Source organism: Cytobacillus sp. QJM3NY_8 (assembly GCF_056173585.1).
Genome location: NZ_CM149681.1, coordinates 313779 through 332500, shown reverse-complemented (window position 1 = coordinate 332500; position 18722 = coordinate 313779). Strand labels below are relative to the sequence as shown.

Annotated in this window: 10 protein-coding genes, 2 rRNA genes and 2 riboswitches (1 of these 14 only partly in view); all 12 genes read right to left on the bottom strand. The window is 43.9% G+C overall.

Annotation, left to right across the window (positions count from 1 at the left end; translation table 11 throughout):
- Positions 1–1089 (bottom strand): 23S ribosomal RNA (locus AC0VZ9_RS01790) (it extends 1847 nt beyond the left edge of the window).
- Between the two features lie 307 nt (positions 1090–1396).
- Positions 1397–2946: ribosomal RNA gene (locus AC0VZ9_RS01785) — 16S ribosomal RNA — on the bottom strand.
- The 16S and 23S rRNA genes sit together here, the layout of an rRNA operon.
- Positions 2947–3268: 322 nt before the next feature.
- On the bottom strand, positions 3269–5326 hold the full coding sequence (gene ptsG, locus AC0VZ9_RS01780) for a glucose-specific PTS transporter subunit IIBC (protein WP_475396984.1): 2058 nt from the start codon (positions 5324–5326) through the stop codon (positions 3269–3271).
- 218 nt (positions 5327–5544) lie between these two features.
- A complete protein-coding gene (gene glcT, locus AC0VZ9_RS01775; RefSeq protein ID WP_019382399.1) occupies positions 5545–6387 on the bottom strand; it encodes a glucose PTS transporter transcription antiterminator GlcT in 843 nt (280 codons plus the stop codon).
- Between the two features lie 119 nt (positions 6388–6506).
- Entirely contained in the window at positions 6507–7835 is a 1329-nt protein-coding gene (locus AC0VZ9_RS01770) for an NCS2 family permease (RefSeq protein WP_009336181.1), read from the bottom strand.
- Between the two features lie 127 nt (positions 7836–7962).
- A riboswitch (purine riboswitch) is annotated at positions 7963–8064 on the bottom strand.
- 85 nt (positions 8065–8149) lie between these two features.
- Positions 8150–9670, bottom strand: coding sequence for a glutamine-hydrolyzing GMP synthase (guaA, locus tag AC0VZ9_RS01765; RefSeq protein WP_175502204.1), 1521 nt, complete (start codon positions 9668–9670; stop codon positions 8150–8152).
- A gap of 221 nt (positions 9671–9891) precedes the next feature.
- Positions 9892–9993: riboswitch (purine riboswitch) on the bottom strand.
- Positions 9994–10064: 71 nt separating this feature from the next.
- A complete protein-coding gene (locus AC0VZ9_RS01760; protein WP_192908049.1) occupies positions 10065–12269 on the bottom strand; it encodes a transglutaminase TgpA family protein in 2205 nt (734 codons plus the stop codon).
- Positions 12269–13483, bottom strand: coding sequence for a DUF58 domain-containing protein (locus tag AC0VZ9_RS01755; RefSeq protein ID WP_071158500.1), 1215 nt, complete (start codon positions 13481–13483; stop codon positions 12269–12271). Before AC0VZ9_RS01755 ends, AC0VZ9_RS01760 begins: the two co-directional genes overlap by 1 nt.
- Position 13484: 1 nt before the next feature.
- A complete protein-coding gene (locus AC0VZ9_RS01750; RefSeq protein WP_071158498.1) occupies positions 13485–14441 on the bottom strand; it encodes an AAA family ATPase in 957 nt (318 codons plus the stop codon).
- A 181-nt stretch (positions 14442–14622) separates the two neighbouring features.
- Entirely contained in the window at positions 14623–16080 is a 1458-nt protein-coding gene (locus AC0VZ9_RS01745) for an esterase/lipase family protein (RefSeq protein ID WP_019382395.1), read from the bottom strand.
- A 168-nt stretch (positions 16081–16248) separates the two neighbouring features.
- Complete coding sequence (locus AC0VZ9_RS01740; RefSeq protein WP_019382393.1) at positions 16249–17940, bottom strand: transglutaminase domain-containing protein; 1692 nt, start codon at positions 17938–17940, stop codon at positions 16249–16251.
- A 175-nt stretch (positions 17941–18115) separates the two neighbouring features.
- On the bottom strand, positions 18116–18667 hold the full coding sequence (locus AC0VZ9_RS01735; protein WP_026041750.1) for a DUF5381 family protein: 552 nt from the start codon (positions 18665–18667) through the stop codon (positions 18116–18118).
- Between the last annotated feature and the right edge of the window lie 55 nt (positions 18668–18722).

Below are 18722 nucleotides of genomic sequence, written 5' to 3'. Positions count from 1 at the left end.
CAACTCCACATCCTTTTCCACTTAACGTATACTTTGGGACCTTAGCTGGTGGTCTGGGCTGTTTCCCTCTTGACTACGGATCTTATCACTCGCAGTCTGACTCCCATGGATAAGTCTTTGGCATTCGGAGTTTGTCTGAATTCGGTAACCCGATGGGGGCCCCTAGTCCAAACAGTGCTCTACCTCCAAGACTCTTACTACATGAGGCTAGCCCTAAAGCTATTTCGGAGAGAACCAGCTATCTCCAAGTTCGATTGGAATTTCTCCGCTACCCACACCTCATCCCCGCACTTTTCAACGTGCGTGGGTTCGGGCCTCCATCCAGTGTTACCTGGACTTCACCCTGGACATGGGTAGATCACCTGGTTTCGGGTCTACGACCACATACTCATTCGCCCTATTCAGACTCGCTTTCGCTGCGGCTCCGTCTCATCAACTTAACCTCGCATGTAATCGTAACTCGCCGGTTCATTCTACAAAAGGCACGCTATCACCCATTAACGGGCTCTAACTACTTGTAGGCACACGGTTTCAGGATCTCTTTCACTCCCCTTCCGGGGTGCTTTTCACCTTTCCCTCACGGTACTGGTTCACTATCGGTCACTAGGGAGTATTTAGCCTTGGGAGATGGTCCTCCCTGCTTCCGACGGGATTTCTCGTGTCCCGCCGTACTCAGGATCCACTCTGGAGGGAACGAAGTTTCAACTACAGGGCTTTTACCTTCTCTGGCCGGCCTTTCCAGACCTGTTCATTTACCTCGTTCCTTTGTAACTCCGTGTAGAGTGTCCTACAACCCCAAGAGGCAAGCCTCTTGGTTTGGGCTAATCCCGTTTCGCTCGCCGCTACTCAGGGAATCGCGTTTGCTTTCTCTTCCTCCGGGTACTTAGATGTTTCAGTTCCCCGGGTCTGCCTTCTATACCCTATGTATTCAGGTAAAGATCCTATCCCATTACGGATAGGGGGTTTCCCCATTCGGAAATCTCCGGATCAAAGCTTACTTACAGCTCCCCGAAGCATATCGGTGTTAGTACCGTCCTTCATCGGCTCCTAGTGCCAAGGCATTCACCGTGCGCCCTTTCTAACTTAACCTACTTCGGCCGCTGATCGACTGCGGATCTCTGCGTCAGCTCTCTCGCTCCGCTCCTCACGTACTGAAGTACGCTCCGGTGCTCACTCGGTCGCTTCCTTGATCTCCTTGCCGCTCATCGTCCTCATGGTTTGTGCTCTTACTTCGTTTTAAAACAAAAATAAGAGAAAAAAACTAAGATGGCGATTACTCGGTTATTGCTTCTTCATTAACATTATCTAGTTTTCAAAGAACGAATCTTTCATTGAGAGATTGAACTCTCAAAACTGAACGAACAAAACACGTCACGTTTCATGTAAATATCCTTAGAAAGGAGGTGATCCAGCCGCACCTTCCGATACGGCTACCTTGTTACGACTTCACCCCAATCATCTGTCCCACCTTAGGCGGCTGGCTCCAAAAGGTTACCCCACCGACTTCGGGTGTTACAAACTCTCGTGGTGTGACGGGCGGTGTGTACAAGGCCCGGGAACGTATTCACCGCGGCATGCTGATCCGCGATTACTAGCGATTCCGGCTTCATGCAGGCGAGTTGCAGCCTGCAATCCGAACTGAGAATGGTTTTATGGGATTCGCTTAACCTCGCGGTCTCGCAGCCCTTTGTACCATCCATTGTAGCACGTGTGTAGCCCAGGTCATAAGGGGCATGATGATTTGACGTCATCCCCACCTTCCTCCGGTTTGTCACCGGCAGTCACCTTAGAGTGCCCAACTGAATGCTGGCAACTAAGATCAAGGGTTGCGCTCGTTGCGGGACTTAACCCAACATCTCACGACACGAGCTGACGACAACCATGCACCACCTGTCATCCTGTCCCCCGAAGGGGAACGCCCTATCTCTAGGGTTGTCAGGAGATGTCAAGACCTGGTAAGGTTCTTCGCGTTGCTTCGAATTAAACCACATGCTCCACCGCTTGTGCGGGCCCCCGTCAATTCCTTTGAGTTTCAGCCTTGCGGCCGTACTCCCCAGGCGGAGTGCTTAATGCGTTTGCTGCAGCACTAAAGGGCGGAAACCCTCTAACACTTAGCACTCATCGTTTACGGCGTGGACTACCAGGGTATCTAATCCTGTTTGCTCCCCACGCTTTCGCGCCTCAGCGTCAGTTACAGACCAAAGAGTCGCCTTCGCCACTGGTGTTCCTCCACATCTCTACGCATTTCACCGCTACACGTGGAATTCCACTCTTCTCTTCTGCACTCAAGTTCCCCAGTTTCCAATGACCCTCCCCGGTTGAGCCGGGGGCTTTCACATCAGACTTAAGGAACCGCCTGCGCGCGCTTTACGCCCAATAATTCCGGACAACGCTTGCCACCTACGTATTACCGCGGCTGCTGGCACGTAGTTAGCCGTGGCTTTCTGGTTAGGTACCGTCAAGGTACCGGCAGTTACTCCGGTACTTGTTCTTCCCTAACAACAGAGTTTTACGATCCGAAAACCTTCATCACTCACGCGGCGTTGCTCCGTCAGACTTTCGTCCATTGCGGAAGATTCCCTACTGCTGCCTCCCGTAGGAGTCTGGGCCGTGTCTCAGTCCCAGTGTGGCCGATCACCCTCTCAGGTCGGCTACGCATCGTTGCCTTGGTGAGCCGTTACCTCACCAACTAGCTAATGCGCCGCGGGCCCATCTGTAAGTGATAGCCGAAACCATCTTTCAGCTTTCCCTCATGTGAGGGAAAGAATTATCCGGTATTAGCCCCGGTTTCCCGGAGTTATCCCAGTCTTACAGGCAGGTTGCCCACGTGTTACTCACCCGTCCGCCGCTGACTTCAGGGAGCAAGCTCCCATCTGTCCGCTCGACTTGCATGTATTAGGCACGCCGCCAGCGTTCGTCCTGAGCCAGGATCAAACTCTCCATATAAGAGTTGATTAAGCTCATAAGTTGTCTTTTTAAAAAAGACTAAAGAATTAACGTTGATGTTTTTGTTCGTTCAGTTTTCAAAGATCAATCCGCCGCTCAGAAGCGACTTTATTAATATATCATTTCTCAATCACTTCGTCAACAACTTTTTTTAAAACTATCAAATCTTGTTAACGTCTCAAGCGACTGTTTTTCTATAATAACACCTGTTGCTTATAAGGTCAATAAATTATTCGTAAAAACTAAAAAGATTTTATTTTGCATTTAAATCAAAAAAACCAGCTGGTTAAAACGCAGCTGGTTTCTTCTATATTATATATTACTATTTGGAGATGACAATGATTTCTTTTTCTTTTAGATCAACAGCGCCTGGCTTATTAATCTTGATCACTTCACCCTGCTGAAGGTTTGTAAATACAATTGGCGTGATGATAGAAGTTGCATTTTTCTCGATATAATCAAGATCCACTTTCAACAGCGGCTGCCCTGCTTCTACACGGTCATTTTCAGCAACTAACGCTTCAAATCCCTGACCTTTCAGATTTACTGTATCAATACCTACATGGATAAGTATTTCGCGGCCTGAATCTGAAAGAATGCCGATTGCATGCTTTGTCGGGAACATGTTAACGATCTTCCCGTCTACCGGTGATACAACAGTTCCTTCTGCAGGTACAATCGCAAAACCATCACCCATCATTTTACCTGAGAATACAGCGTCAGGTACTTCTGTGATTGGTTTGATTTCTCCTTTGATCGGTGAAATGAAAAGATCTTCCTTGTGCTCAGTCTGAAGAGCTTCAGGATTTACTTCTTCAATTTGCTGTTCAACTCCGCCTTCCGGAGCTTTTTCAACCGTGCGCGGTCTTTTGCCGCTCATGATATCTTTCATTTGTCCTTTGATTGTTTCAGATCTCGGGCCAAAGATAGCCTGGATGTTGTTTCCTACTTCCAGTACTCCAGATGCACCAAGTTTTTTTAAGCGTTCTTTATCTACATTTTTAATATCGTTTACCGATACACGCAGACGAGTAATACATGCATCAAGATGAGCGATGTTTTCTTGTCCGCCCATAGCATCAAGAACTTCATATGGAAGATCTCCGCCTTTACCTGCAGAAGCTGTTTCTTCATCTTCTACTTCTTCACGGCCCGGAGTCATTAAATTAAATTTGCGGATGGCAAATCGGAAGCCAAAGTAATAGATCACAGCAAATACTAATCCAACAGGAATGACAATCCAGGCATTTGTCTGAGGGTTGATTAAACCGAATAGAATATAGTCAATCAAACCGCCTGAGAAAGTCATGCCGATTTTTACATCTAAGAGATGCATGGTCATGAATGACAGACCTGCAAACACCGCGTGAACCGCAAATAGGATAGGAGCTACGAATAAGAATGAGAACTCCAGCGGCTCTGTAATACCTGTTAAGAAAGAAGTTAACGCCGCAGATGCCATAAGGCCTCCGACTACCACTTTCTTTTCCGGACGTGCTTCATGATAAATTGCTAATGCAGCGGCAGGAAGACCGAACATCATGAACGGGAATTTACCAGTCATGAATGTACCTGCAGTAAGGTTTTGTACATTGTCACTGATTTGTGCCATGAAAATGCGCTGGTCACCGCGAACCGTTTCCCCTGCATTCGTTACATACTGTCCGAATTCATACCAGAATGGAGAGTAGAAAATATGATGAAGACCAAAAGGAATCAATGAGCGTTCAATTAATCCAAAAATAAACGCTGATAGAGTCAAGTTCGCATGAACCATGTTTTGAGAGAAAGCATTCAGCCCTTCCTGGATTGGCGGCCAGATAACAAGCATCAGCAAACCAAGGACTACAGACGTTGCTGCCGTAATAATCGGAACGAAACGCTTTCCGGCAAAGAAACCTAAATAGGATGGAAGTTCGATTTCAAAAAACTTGTTATATAATGCAGCGGCGATAATACCAACAATGATACCGCCGAATACACCTGTCTGCAGAGTTGGGATTCCTAATATGTTTGCATAATTAAGCCCATTTACATCCTCAGCAGTAATTCCTGCAGCCGTCCCCATTGTCACATTCATAATTAGATAGCCGATAATGGCAGCAAGCGCAGCTACACCTTCACCGCCGGCCAAACCAACTGCTACACCAACTGCAAATAGAACAGGCAGGTTGGCAAAAACGATATCTCCTGCTTTTTGCATAACTTGAGCAACGATTTCAACTCCGCTGTTATCCAGGAATGGAGCCAGCTCAAGCAGCGCCGGATTTTGCAGAGCAGCACCGATAGCGAGCAGTATCCCCGCTGCCGGCAGTAATGCTACTGGAAGCATTAAGGCTTTTCCTACTTTTTGCAGGACGCCAAATACTTTTTTAAACATATGTTAACCCCCTATAGTTTTTTACTCATTAAGCGTTTTCATTTAAAGCGGCAAGCATTAAAAAAAAATAAAAAAGGCATGAGGAAAAAAGGATAGAATTCAGGTGTATACAAGGGTATCATACCCTATTTACCTAAATTCAATTACCTTTCTTCACTCATGCCTGATCGAATCAGTAACACGTAAAGACTTGCCTGTTTCGCAAGATAGTATTGTAATTAATTTATTTTCTTTTGAAGCCTCTGCAGATGCATTGTCAGATAAACAGCTTCTGCATTAAAGACTGGTTTTTTTAATGTTTGCTGCATTACTTTAATGAGCTTCCAAGAGAGATTGTAGCACACCGGATATTCTTCTTTCAAGAGGGAAGTTATTTTTTCCGGCTCTTCAACCACCTCGCCTTTGTTAACCCGTTCAATGGTGAATCGGATATGGCGGACAAGCCTCATATAATCGATGCTGTCTTTATCAATCTTAATGTCAAGCTGTTCTTCAATCATATTCACAAGATGGGTTACCAGTTGTGAATGCTGATTGACTTCGGATAAATCGCGGTTCATTACAGCACTATGAACATGGAGGGCAATGAACCCAATCTCCCCTTCAGGCAAATAAATACCGGTTCGCTGTCCTATAAGGTTCACAACTTCGTGGGCAATTTCGTATTCAAATGGGTAGAGAGTCTTAGTTTCGATAAGAAAAGGATTTTTCATTTCCATCCCTTTTTTCAGACGCGTTATTGCAAACATCAAGTGATCAGTTAACGCAACATGGATATGTTCATTAAGCATGGAATTTGCCCTTTGTTTAATCAATTGAATTGAGGAGATAATTGCTTCAAGCAATTCATTATCCACAAAAGGCATCAGTTTAATATAATTCTCCTGCTCTTTTTCATTTTTAAGCACAAAGAGCTTTTCAACCAAATTAGAGTCGATTGGCTGGCCCGGCCTCCGGCTGAAGCCAATCCCCTTACCGATAAGGACAACTTCCCCAAATGACTCGTGGCTGCCAATAAGGACGTTATTATTAAGCACTTTTTTTACCTTATACTCACCCATTCTCTTCTCCCCGCCCATAAACAAATGTACTCTCATGGTATTAAAGCCTGTCCGGGAAGTCAACGGATTGAGAATAAAATAAAACAGACCCGCATTAAAGCGGGCCTAATTCATAATTATTACTTCAGGAAAATGAAATACAAAACAAATATGACGAACAGCCCGTACATGATTGGGTGAATCTCTTTGATTCTTCCTTTTACAATCATGGTGATTGGATAGAAAATAAATCCGATTGCAATTCCTGTTGCGATACTGTAAGTCAATGGCATTGCAATAATCGTAAGGAATGCCGGAACTGCAATTTCAAACTTAGTCCAATCAATGTTGCCTAATGATGCAACCATCAATACACCGACAATGATCAGTGCCGGAGCTGTCACCGCAGAAGTGATGACTTCTAATAACGGGAAGAAAAATAATGATAACAGGAAGAACCCTGCTGTGACAATCGATGCAAATCCCGTTCTCGCACCTGCCGCAACCCCTGATGAAGACTCAATGAAAGAAGTTGTCGTGGATGTTCCGAATATCGCACCAACGACAGTTGCTGTGGAGTCCGCCAGAAGCGCTTTACCTGCGCGGGGCAATTTATTTTCTTTCATTAAGCCCGCCTGGTTGGCAACACCCACTAACGTTCCTGCTGTATCAAAGAAGTCAACGAATAGGAATGTCAGAACAACCACCAGCATGCTTGTTGAGAAGAATGAAGGGTCACTGTATGCCCCGAATGCCGCTCCAAACGTTGGAGCTACACTTGGCACGGAATCAACAACCTTTCCTGGAACGTCAATCAGGCCGGCAATCATCCCAACAATCGTCGTGAGTACCATCCCTATAAAAATTCCGCCATTTACACCTTTTGTCATCAGAATTACTGTGATGATAATCCCGAAAATAGCCAGAAGCACATTCCCATCAGTAAAATCGCCTAATCCTACAAGAACTGCATCATTATTGACAATCAGCCCTGCGCTTTGAGCACCGACAAATGTAATAAACAATCCGATTCCGGCACTGACCGCATACTTTAATTCAGCAGGGATCGAGTTAATAATTTTTTCACGCAAACCAGAAAGGGATAAAAAGATAAAGATAATCCCTGAGATAAGAACCCCGCCTAATGCATGCTGCCAAGGAATTCCCATTGTTAAAACAACAGTATAAGCAAAAAATGCATTTAATCCCATTCCCGGGGCAAGTGCAATCGGATATCTGGCCAGCACCCCCATCAATAGGGATCCAATTGCGGCAGCCACTGCTGTTGCCACAAATACTGCCCCATAGTCCATTCTCATGGAATCCGGCAAATCAGGTATATCCATTAACGATAATGTAATCGGATTAACGACTAAGATATAAGCCATTGCTAAAAAAGTTGTAAGTCCGCCGATAAATTCACGGCGATAGTTAGTACCAAGTTCTTCAAACTGGAAGTACTTCTTCATTTCTCTTCCCCCTATTGGCTGTCTTTATTTTTTAAAATAAAAAAACTCCGGTTTGACTACCGGAGCATTGACAACTGGGCTCGTGCTTGCAATAGGGGAAAACAAAGAAAAATAATAGCAAAAACATCCCTATTTGCACTTACCTCGTAGTCAAGCTATTTACGGCAGCTCGGTAGAAACTTTTGGGCCATATCCCCAATATTATACGACGTAAAACGACATATTTAATTCTTCTTTATCATAGCACCTCAAAAAGTCCTAGTCAATAGAAAAAGCGAACATTTTCATGTCCGCTTTTTCTTATTGTTCGTATTTTATTCCCACTCGATTGTTGCGGGCGGCTTGCTCGTAATATCGTAAACCACTCTGTTGACATGCGAAACTTCATTAACGATTCTAGTTGAAATAATCTCCAGTACATCCCATGGGATACGTGCCCAGTCAGAAGTCATGCCGTCTATTGAAGTAACCGCACGGATTCCGATAGTATAATCATAAGTCCGGGCATCTCCCATTACACCGACACTGCGGATATCAGGCAGAACCGTGAAGTATTGCCAAATGTCGCGATCAAGCCCTGCCTTTTGGATTTCCTCACGCAGTATAGCATCAGACTCGCGCACAATTTCAAGCTTATCTTCTGAGATTTCCCCGAGAACGCGGATACCTAATCCCGGACCAGGGAATGGCTGTCTCCAAACGATTTCATCCGGAATGCCAAGCTCTGTTCCCAGCGCACGCACCTCATCTTTAAACAGAGTGTTAAGCGGCTCGATCAGCTTGAATTGCATATCTTCAGGAAGTCCGCCTACATTATGGTGAGATTTAATGGTTTGCGCAGTAGCTGTTCCGCTTTCAATAATATCTGTGTAGAGAGTCCCCTGTGCAAGGAAATCAATGCCTTGAAGCTTAGCAGCTTCATCATCGAATACATAGATGAATTCGTTGCCGATAATTTTTCGCTTTTGTTCAGGATCGCTAACACCTTTAAGCTTATTCATAAAGCGTTCCTGGGCATCCACTTTAATTACATTCATATTAAATCCATCAGCAAATGTCTTCATGACGCCTTCTGCTTCATCTTTTCTCAGCAGGCCGTGATCCACGAAAATACAAGTTAGCTGATCACCGATTGCTTTATGAATAAGGACGGCAACAACAGATGAATCAACACCGCCGCTTAATGCGCAAAGAACCTTTTTATCTCCAACTTCCTGGCGTATCTTTTCCATTTCGATTTCAATGAAGTTTTCCATTGACCAATCGCCTGTACAGCCGCAAACGCCGAACACAAAGTTTTTCAGCATATCGTTTCCGTGAACTGAATGGCGTACCTCAGGGTGGAATTGAACAGCATATAAACCGCGTTCTTCATTGCTCATAGCCGCAATCGGGCATGATGGATTTATACCATCCACTGTAAAACCAGCTGGAGCCTCTACGACAAGATCGCCATGGCTCATCCAGACTGTCTGTTCTCTAGGCAGATCTGTAAACAATTTGGATTCATTTTCAATCTTCATGATTGCCTTACCGTATTCACGGTGCTTGGCAGGCTCTACTTTACCATCAAAATGCATCGTCATCAGCTGCATGCCATAGCAGATTCCGAAAATCGGCAAGCCCAGTTCAAAAATTTCTTCATCACAGCGGAAGGCATTTTCGCCGTAGACACTGTTAGGCCCGCCAGAGAAAATAATTCCTTTTGGATTCATTTCTTTGATTTCCGCAGCTGTAATCGTATGCGGATGAAGCTCACTGTATACACCCAGTTCACGGATTCTGCGAGTGATTAACTGATTGTACTGGCTTCCAAAGTCCAGCACTACGATCATTTCTTGATTTTGAAGTTCTGTTTTCCCCGTCACACTGTTCACCTCATTAAATTTGTAATATTTCTTTTAGTCTTCTCTCCTGCAGGTAAAATATCTAGTAAAAATATAATTTCTTTGCAATCTCATATATAACCGCCAGCCAGAAGCTGGCCAATAAAAAAACCGGAACTCTTTCTCCACAAAAAAAAGTGAAGGCAGAATTCCGGTTTTCACGTATAGCAAAAAGCTTCTTCTGCCTTCATAGTCAGATCATTTACGGCGATCCGGTAGAGACTTTCGAACCATATTATCGAGGATATATGAAGGTTGCATGATTTAATTGTAATACGCGGCAAAAACCGAACATTATGCCGCTGTCTTATTTGCCTATTGTAACAACAGCCCCAAATCCCGGTCAAGCTATTGTCTTTTTAATTAAATTTTCCCACAATTCCTTCGTGTCATTCCAGCTTCCTTCTTTTAGAACACCCCTGTAAACAAGTTCTTCATAACGGGCTGTCAGCCTGCTCATTTCCTTTGTTGAGAAAAAGCTGTCTATATATTTGGCATACTCCCTTAAGGTTTGGCCGTTTTTCCGTTTTAACCCGTACCGGTCCAATTCTTTTAAGAGAATCAGATAAGCCTTAGGAAAATGCTCATCATCCTTTGTCTTTTTAAATCTCCAGATAAAATAATGCGGCATCCATTTGCCCCTCTTCTGGAAAAGCACGAAAACAAGCACACCAGCTGCCAATATCGCTGCTGCGATTACTTTCCAATTATCTTTTAAGAAAGTTCCCAGATTGTCCCAAAGCTCTTTTATTGAAAACGGCGATTTTTCCGCCGCTGCTTCTTCAGGCATGTCTGGCTTAACAGGAGTCTCAGTCTCGCTTGGCTTAACTTCTTCTGGCTGGCTCGTATTTTGGCCAGCGTTGTCAAAGTTAAATTGTACGTTATTATTGAACCCCTGAGTTGGTTCAAATGGAACCCAGCCCATTTCAGGGAAATAGATTTCCACCCATGAATGGGCATTGTTATTTGTTATCTCAAACAAGCGAAGACCAGACCCTAATGACTGCTTGAATTCTCCTTCTGTATAACCCTTCACCCATCTTGCCGGCAATCCAATGGATCTGGCCATTACCACCATGGAGGAGGAGAAATTGTCGCAATATCCCTGTTTGGTATCAAATAAAAACTGATCCACATAATCCTCATTTTCATCTGGAACAGCTACGTCTGTCTGGCTGTAGGTATATTCTGCCCTTCGGAAATACCTCTCAAGCTCCCTTGCTTTTTCAAACCAGTCCGGTTTCTCTTGAGTAATTTCCAGAGCAAGTTCCCTGACTCTTTCAGGCAAGTCTTCAGGCAGCTGTGTATATCTCGCCACAAATTCCTCAGGCAGTGATTCCGCATTTGCCCAGGCTGCCTTCATTGCAGTCACACTGTATTCAGGCACCTCGAAGCCTAACTTATATTCTTCCAATGCAAATGGCCGTCCGCCCTCCAATGTCCGGATCTTTTCAGTGGCCGTTTCAAGCTCATAGGTAATGAACGGTGCAGCTTCAATATTATTTAACCCTAACGGATACACCACATGAGGGTAATTCATAAAAGTATAAACGGAGCTTACTTCTTCAGTGGTTTCAATTGCATCGTTATCGATGAACGATGTAACCGGGATTTCTTCTCCCATTCCAAACGGTTGATATTCTCCCTCTGCCTGGGATGTAACCCATCCTTTGCCTGTATAAGTATCTTTTGTTTCAACCTTCCAGTAATGGCGGGACTCTACTTCCGCCCTGAAGACCACAGCGTTATCTCCTATAAAAGGACCGCCAAGACGGGAATCATCTTCCCCATAGCCGATTTTCTGAATACCCGGGCCATCACTGCCGCTATTTTGTCCATACGACTTAATAAATGGAACAGGATCGGGCCAAATCGGTTCTGCCTTAGGTGCTGCAAACCCCAAGCCAGTACTCAGAGCGATCAGAGCAGTCAGCGGAATCATCCATTTGCGCGACAGGGAGGCTTCTTTTTTCAGCCCTTCCTGATCCAGAAGACGGTTGAAGGTTAAGATGCCCATAACCGCAAAGCCCGCAATAACTGTCCTGACAATCGCCGCATCTGCCTCGTAAGGCGTAAAGGTATCCAATACAGTTATATAAATGAGTGTCATGAAAAAGAAAATGAAAATCCGCCTGCGATTGATCAGCCAATACTGAATCAAATAAGTCATCAGCCACAGCAGAATGAAAAAGAGGAGGCTTCTGAATAAATTTGTCATGCCCGGCCAGTCTCTATCAGCTATTAAAGCAAAATTGTGCACCATGTCCGATGCAAATAATGATAACCATGAAAATTGGAAAAACGATCCCTCAAAGTACAAATAATGCAGTTCATAGAGAATATAAAGCACCTTTATAAACCCGCTTAATACAGGGCTGACACCGAAAAAAGCCAATAGAAGCGATAGTATAAGGAACATGAGAAAAACAATGACATTGGATGTGTCCGTCAGCTCCTCAACCGGACGAAGCCATTCCCATAATAAGAAAAATCCCAGAACATAAAGGAGAAAAGAGGTAAGATCTTTCTGTACCTTAAGAGAACTCATCACTTGCTCACCCCCGAAAACACATCTGCAAAGTGTCCGTTATGAACCAAAACTACCCGGATTCCCCTGGCATTGGCAGAGGTTTTGAGCAGCAGTTCATCTCTGGAAGGAGCTTCATCCTCATTTTTCATTAGAAATATAGTGACAATCCCTTTCTTGGACGTGAAAAAACTGGCTTTCTCTATAAGCGCTTTTGTTAATTTCGCTGTAATAACCATCAGCTGACTGTTCTGCTGTAAAAGAAAGTGCTCTGCTTCAAGAACCCGGTCCACTGCCGCTTGAGAATCATCCTTTATTTTTGCCAAATGATAAAACAGCTGAAGCTGGTGCGCTTCCCCGCCTCTGATTGGAAAAGCTGTCCGCGTTTCTGCTGAGGTCAAAAACCCAGTCTGTGCTCCTTTGCGGAGAATCGCCCTCGCAATGGAGGCTGTAAACGAAACGATCGCTTCAAACCGGCTATCCGGTGCACAATCCATGAGGATATAGACGTCATGGGATTGCCTTTGTTCAAATTCTTTGGTCATAATATCATTCCGCTTAGCAGTAGCTTTCCAGTTAATCCAGGAGAATCTGTCTCCCGGCTGATACTCCCTGATGCCGATGGCCATGGAAGTATCCCTTTGCACCCGCTCTTTTGAAGCAGTCATTCCCTGATCATAATGATGTGCCATAGGCTTATAAATGATTTCCTCATATGCCGGATAGACGATCATCCGGCTCTCAGCAGGTGCTTGCCTTTCTTTTTCTATTAAACCGAGCAGATCACCTGTTTTCACACGGATGGAGGCAAAAAAATGCTCCCCCCTCGGAAGGCTATTAATCCTGTATTGAAGGGACATTTCCTTCTGGAACCCAGGAAATAAAAAACGCTTTGCCTCGTTTGATTTCCTGGCATGCTGAAGCTGTTCACTCATCTCATCCTCAATGATCAGATACAATAGTGGAAAAGCTGTTCTTCTGGTTATCTTCAGGGTGATAACTGCCTGCTCGCCTGCATTGAATTCTGTTTTTGGCAGGATCCGCTCCACCTTAAAGTCGTTTAAAGAATAAAACGATAAGCCAAGTGCGTAAAGAGCAAAAGGAAGAAAGCTGTAAAATAAAAACCAGCTTACAAAGCCGCCCTGAAACATCGCATATGAAAAGGCGAACAGAATAAGCAAAAATAACACAATCAGCTTCCAGACATCTTTCATTGCTTTTAATAGCTGTTTCATTTTACTTGGCTAACCTTTGAACAGGAACCGAAACCCTGGCAATGACCCGTTCTACTACTTCTTCAGCGGTAATGCCCTCAAATTTTGCCTCAGACCTTAAGATAATCCGGTGGACAAAAACAGCAGGCGCTAAATACTGAATATCATCCGGAAGAACATAATCCCGGCCATACATGAATGCGTAAGCCTGGGCTGCTTTCATTAAAGCAATCGAGCCGCGGGGGCTTGCCCCTAAATACACACTGCTATGGCTTCTGGTCTGATTGGCAATTTCCACAATATAGCGTTTAAGCGTCTGATCGACATGCACTTCTTTAATTTCTTGCTGGAGTGAGCGCAATTCAGCTAAATCTATAACAGATTCCAGATCTTCTATCGGCGGAATCCGCTGCGCCCGATTCAGGACCTCCATCTCATCAGCGATATCAGGATAACCCATTTTCATTTTTAACAGGAATCGGTCCAACTGGGCTTCCGGAAGCGGATAAGTTCCTTCATACTCAATCGGATTTTGCGTTGCCATAACGAAGAAGGGTTTCTCAAGGCGATGTGTCACCCCGTCAATGGTTACGCTGCTTTCTTCCATCCCTTCAAGAAGAGCAGATTGCGTCTTGGGGGAGGTTCTGTTGATTTCGTCTGCTAATATAATATTGCCCATAATGGGGCCAGGCCTGAACTGAAATTCCATTTCCTTCGGATTATAGATGGATACGCCTGTCACATCCGAAGGCAGCAAATCAGGCGTGAACTGGATGCGTTTAAATGCGGCTCCGACTGATTTAGCCAGTGCACGCACCATCATTGTTTTCCCGACACCCGGCACATCCTCGAGCAAAACATGGCCTTCCGCTAAAAGTGCCACTAAGCTCAATTCTGCGACATCCCGTTTGCCGATCATGACTTTTTCGATATTTCCTAATACCCTCTCAATTGCAGGGTGCATATGATTTCTATCCATGTGAAATCTCTCCCCTTTATCTATATCTCGCATTCCATTAATTTACATTATCCTAAATTTAATTCTAACCTATTATATATTCGCTGTCGCGTTAGAAACTCCTGTGTTTTTCTTATGATGATTCTCCCTTATCCCTGGGTTTTCAATAAAAAAAGACTGCTTCACAGCAGCCAAACATACATTACTTATATCGTTTTCCACTTTGATCTACATAGAAAGATTCAATGATGGTTCTTTCAAACGGCTTTCCATTTTCAGTCTGGCCTTTCACTTCTGTTGTCACATTGTATACACCTTCATGTGTAAAATCGCTTTCGGTCATGAGGCCAGTCTTTTCTCCATTGGCTTTTTGCTGCAGTTTTTTCCCTGAGGAATCAAACCCGAAGAGGACCCATTTTGTATTAAAGGTTTTATGGCTTTTCGCAGACTTGCCCAGAATTTTATCATTTAACGGGCTGTCCAGCGCAACAGTGTACAGATACGCAGCATTTGCCGGAGCCTTTAACGCCCAGTTTCCCACTTTAGGATAATCTATTTCAAACTGATGAACCCATGCTCCTTTGAAAAACTCGGATTCTTCCTGATACGCTTTTTTCGTTTTATATTCCTTTCCGTCCGGACTGGTCAATTTTAAAGCAGACAAATTCTTTTCACTTAAAAAAGAAACGGTCATGGATTCTACATTTTCCTCCACGGAAAACTGTTCGCTTATTGCACTGACAGCTTTCCCGCCTTTTACAATGGAATGAGTGCCAGGCTGTCTGGCAGCGGATCCAGAGCTTGCTGGTGAGAAAACCGCAGCAGGCTGAGTGATAGTGGTATAGGGCCTGAACACCGGAAATGTATGGGATCCTTCCCGGATGGTTGTATGATTCCAGCTGCCCTCCTGAACAACGGATGCTCCTGGCAAGCGGGAATTAACCGCCGTAATGACGCCATCGCTTTTTCCATACTGGCTCAGATATAAGCCTCCCCAATAGGTTGCACTGCCAAATGAACCCCATTTAGTGCCGCCAAGTGTATAATATCGATTTTTTGCAGCATTCTGATGGGAATCTGTAAGGCTACGGAAGTATTGCATATTGCCTGTCTGCAGGGATTCAGTTGCTTCATTATTGTTGCCAAGGAGGGCAGCAAGCCACCAGGCCGCGCTGCTGTGGGCGAGATCTGCGAGTTGGGTTCCAAAATGAGGGGAAGATAGGGAGATGACATTTGAGACATATGGATGGGCATTGTAATGAACAAGAGCTGTCTGAATATCAACCCCGCCTTTGCTGTAGCCAATGACCACTAGCTTTTTTCCACCGAAATGATGGTACATTTCTTGAAGCTTTTCAGCCAGAATCGTACCATTCGTCCACATATCACGGTCATGATGAAGGTCAATGAATGCTGTTTCATACCCATTTGCCAAAGCCACTTCATACATATCATTCCCTTCATGCCAGACAGCTGATGAATTATTATAGCCGTGCACAAACACAAGAGGTGATTTGGAAGGATCAATGCTTGAAGGTGCTTCTCCGGCATACCAATAACCCGGAGTTCCACTGTCATCACCGCCAAAACCGCCAGCCTTCACCATACCAGGGAAAATCAGCATCATACAAAAGATCACTCCTGCCATTTGTTTTATCAAGCTTTTCCCCTCCTTAAAGGAGATCCGGACGGAAGCCCAGTCAATTTGATTTTATAATTTTCAGAATATTTATTGAAGGGTCTTTCGATATAATTTCCACACATTTGGAAAAAAGAGGCCAAATTATTGAAAAAAGCCACAGGAACAAGCCCCGTGACTTTATAGTAATTAATAGGATACACCTGTGCGGTTATGTGTTTTTTCAAACTCTTCTTTATTCGGGTCAAAGTATTTTTCATTGAAAGCTGCCACGAATTTATCATCTTTAATATATCCCGCTCCCCATGTAGGATCCATAGTAAGCCAGCTTCCATCCACTTTCACTTCCACCCATGCATGCTTCTGCGGCCAAAATCCGCCGAAAGCAGTCCCTTCGACAAAACGGGCTTCCATATTGCTTGCCCGGAGCAGGGCAATGGCAAGATACGAATAATCCTGGCATACGCCCGTTTTGGAATCCAGTGTCTTGAGTGCACTATCATCCCAGCTGAAGTCATCTGTTTCAAGCTTATTCACATCATATGAAACGTTTTTCGCGACAAAATCATATACAGCCTTCGCTTTTTCCCTTTCACCGCTTATGCCTTCTGTCAATTCTTTCGCCAGTTCAGTAATTTGCGGTGCATCTGACTGAACGCCTCTTGAAGGCAGAAGGTCCCGCTTATCCTCGCCTGTTGACTCTACCTCAAACTTGGCAAATCCATAATACCGAAAATAATCACTGTTTTCTTCTTTAATTTCAGGAACACTTAGTGTGACTTCATATGTGCCCGGGCCGAACCTTAAATAAAACGAATCATCAAATGTGAAGTCTTCTACTGGGATAACATCCAGTGCTTCGTCCTCACCCTTTTTAGTGGTAATGTAAATATGATCGGTTTCAGGGCCAAATTCTGCCTGCGGATCAATTTTTCCTTTTACAGAAAAGACACCGTCAGATTCCTCACCGCCATATTGCGGGTATTCAAGTGCCACTCCCCGCTCCTCATACGTTTTAGAATATTCGATAGGGCTCATCGTCCTATCAGATTCGTTGTCTATTAAGATAGTTGTAGCCGTCTGATAGTAATTTTCCCTTTCCTTGTCAGGGACAAGCACCTCAAGCTCGTGAAGCCCTTTTCCATAGAATAATGGCACATCATAGGAAAACTTTCCGTCCTTAAGCGGAATGACATGCTTCCACATATCCGATTCCTTATTCAGCTTAAGCATGATCGTATCGCTGTCTGATAGGCTTCCCGCTTCCCCTTTTAAATGGAATACTTCATTGCCATTTATATAGCTTGATTCAATATCCAAAGTCAGATCTGCCTCGTGGCCAAACGGAGTATACGTCACATCCCGTTCCGCATTTGGATTCACATTGTGGACAGTGAACGAGGCAAGATCATAATAGTAATTCTCACTATCCGTACTCGGAAGCTGAACGGTTATCTTGTACTCGCCTTCCCCATTAAATAAACGGATATTCTGCTTGAACTTCCCTTCTTTGATGGGTGTGTAGTATTCAAGATCGTTCCCTGCCGGTCCATCCTCTGTGGAACGAACCTTGATCCAGGCATAGTCTGATTTTAGGTCCGAATACTTCTCGATCTCTCCCTGCACAGCCACCCTGCCATTAGCAGCAAACTCCTTATGTTCCGGATTCTTCAAAGCTGCTCCTACTTCCTCGCTGTAAGAAGTCAGCTCCAGAGGTTCGAGCTCAAGTTCCTTGTTTTTCTCTTTAACCAGTTTTTCATATTTGTCTTCTTCCTTTTTCTCTGCTTTGGCCTCTGAACCGCTTTCTGAGCTGCAGGCTGAAAGGAAGAAGAAGCTGGTTAATACTATCATCAATAGGGTGATGGGGCTTTTCTTTGGCATGGTGTCCTCCTTTTTAATCTTTCTTAACTTTATTACGTGCGTTATGCCATTCGGTTTCAGAAATTACCAAACTCAAAACAAAAGCTCTTTATAGGGTTAGACCTTTAAAGAGCTTCTCTGTAGTACGTTTTAAAAAAATTCAATATCGATAGATATTAAAATATTTCTATTAATTTTACTCAATCCTATGTTCCTGCCTAACATAGTTATCTTCTTCCCTTAACTTATCCAGATCGATTTTCCGATCCCATACTTTTCTGGCATTGTCAGTCATATAAGGAAAAATGTATTGATCAACAATTACCTGAAAATCACCATCATCCAAGAGATTATAGGTGCGAATCTTTATTTTTTGATTATCGAAGGTTTCAATAACAATATCGTTTATAAGGTTTAATGGATTTCTTATCAAATCAATATTTCGGATGTTCTTTATTAAAACAAGGCATTTTGGGGCAATAACTGTACCGTTCTCTCTGGGAACAATTTTTAGCAATACCTTTCCTGGAATAAAACCAGGCAGACTCCAGAGAGTGATATACAAATAAAAAGGAGTCAATATTATTCCTCCGCCAAGATAGAAAAAGGAGTATTTAGAGTTAAATTTTAATCCATGTATAATTAGAAAAATGCATGCTATTAAAAATCCTGCCGTTGCTAGAAACATTAATACATAATAAAATTTCGAGCCTTTTATAATAACTGCATCCCCTTTTTTCTGAACCATTGACAATTAATACTCCTCCTTTGAATCAGACAGAGAGAACCATATACCTTACCTA

What these genes read in the sequence shown, in the direction of transcription:
- glcT (WP_019382399.1), bottom strand. Translation starts at nt 6,387, where the DNA reads ATGGGTGAGTATAAGGTAAAAAAAGTGCTTAATAATAACGTCCTTATT.
- AC0VZ9_RS01735 (WP_026041750.1), bottom strand. Translation starts at nt 18,667, where the DNA reads ATGGTTCAGAAAAAAGGGGATGCAGTTATTATAAAAGGCTCGAAATTT.
- AC0VZ9_RS01770 (WP_009336181.1), bottom strand. Translation starts at nt 7,835, where the DNA reads ATGAAGAAGTACTTCCAGTTTGAAGAACTTGGTACTAACTATCGCCGT.
- AC0VZ9_RS01755 (WP_071158500.1), bottom strand. Translation starts at nt 13,483, where the DNA reads ATGAAACAGCTATTAAAAGCAATGAAAGATGTCTGGAAGCTGATTGTG.
- AC0VZ9_RS01760 (WP_192908049.1), bottom strand. Translation starts at nt 12,269, where the DNA reads ATGAGTTCTCTTAAGGTACAGAAAGATCTTACCTCTTTTCTCCTTTAT.
- guaA (WP_175502204.1), bottom strand. Translation starts at nt 9,670, where the DNA reads ATGATCGTAGTGCTGGACTTTGGAAGCCAGTACAATCAGTTAATCACT.
- AC0VZ9_RS01750 (WP_071158498.1), bottom strand. Translation starts at nt 14,441, where the DNA reads ATGGATAGAAATCATATGCACCCTGCAATTGAGAGGGTATTAGGAAAT.
- AC0VZ9_RS01740 (WP_019382393.1), bottom strand. Translation starts at nt 17,940, where the DNA reads ATGCCAAAGAAAAGCCCCATCACCCTATTGATGATAGTATTAACCAGC.
- ptsG (WP_475396984.1), bottom strand. Translation starts at nt 5,326, where the DNA reads ATGTTTAAAAAAGTATTTGGCGTCCTGCAAAAAGTAGGAAAAGCCTTA.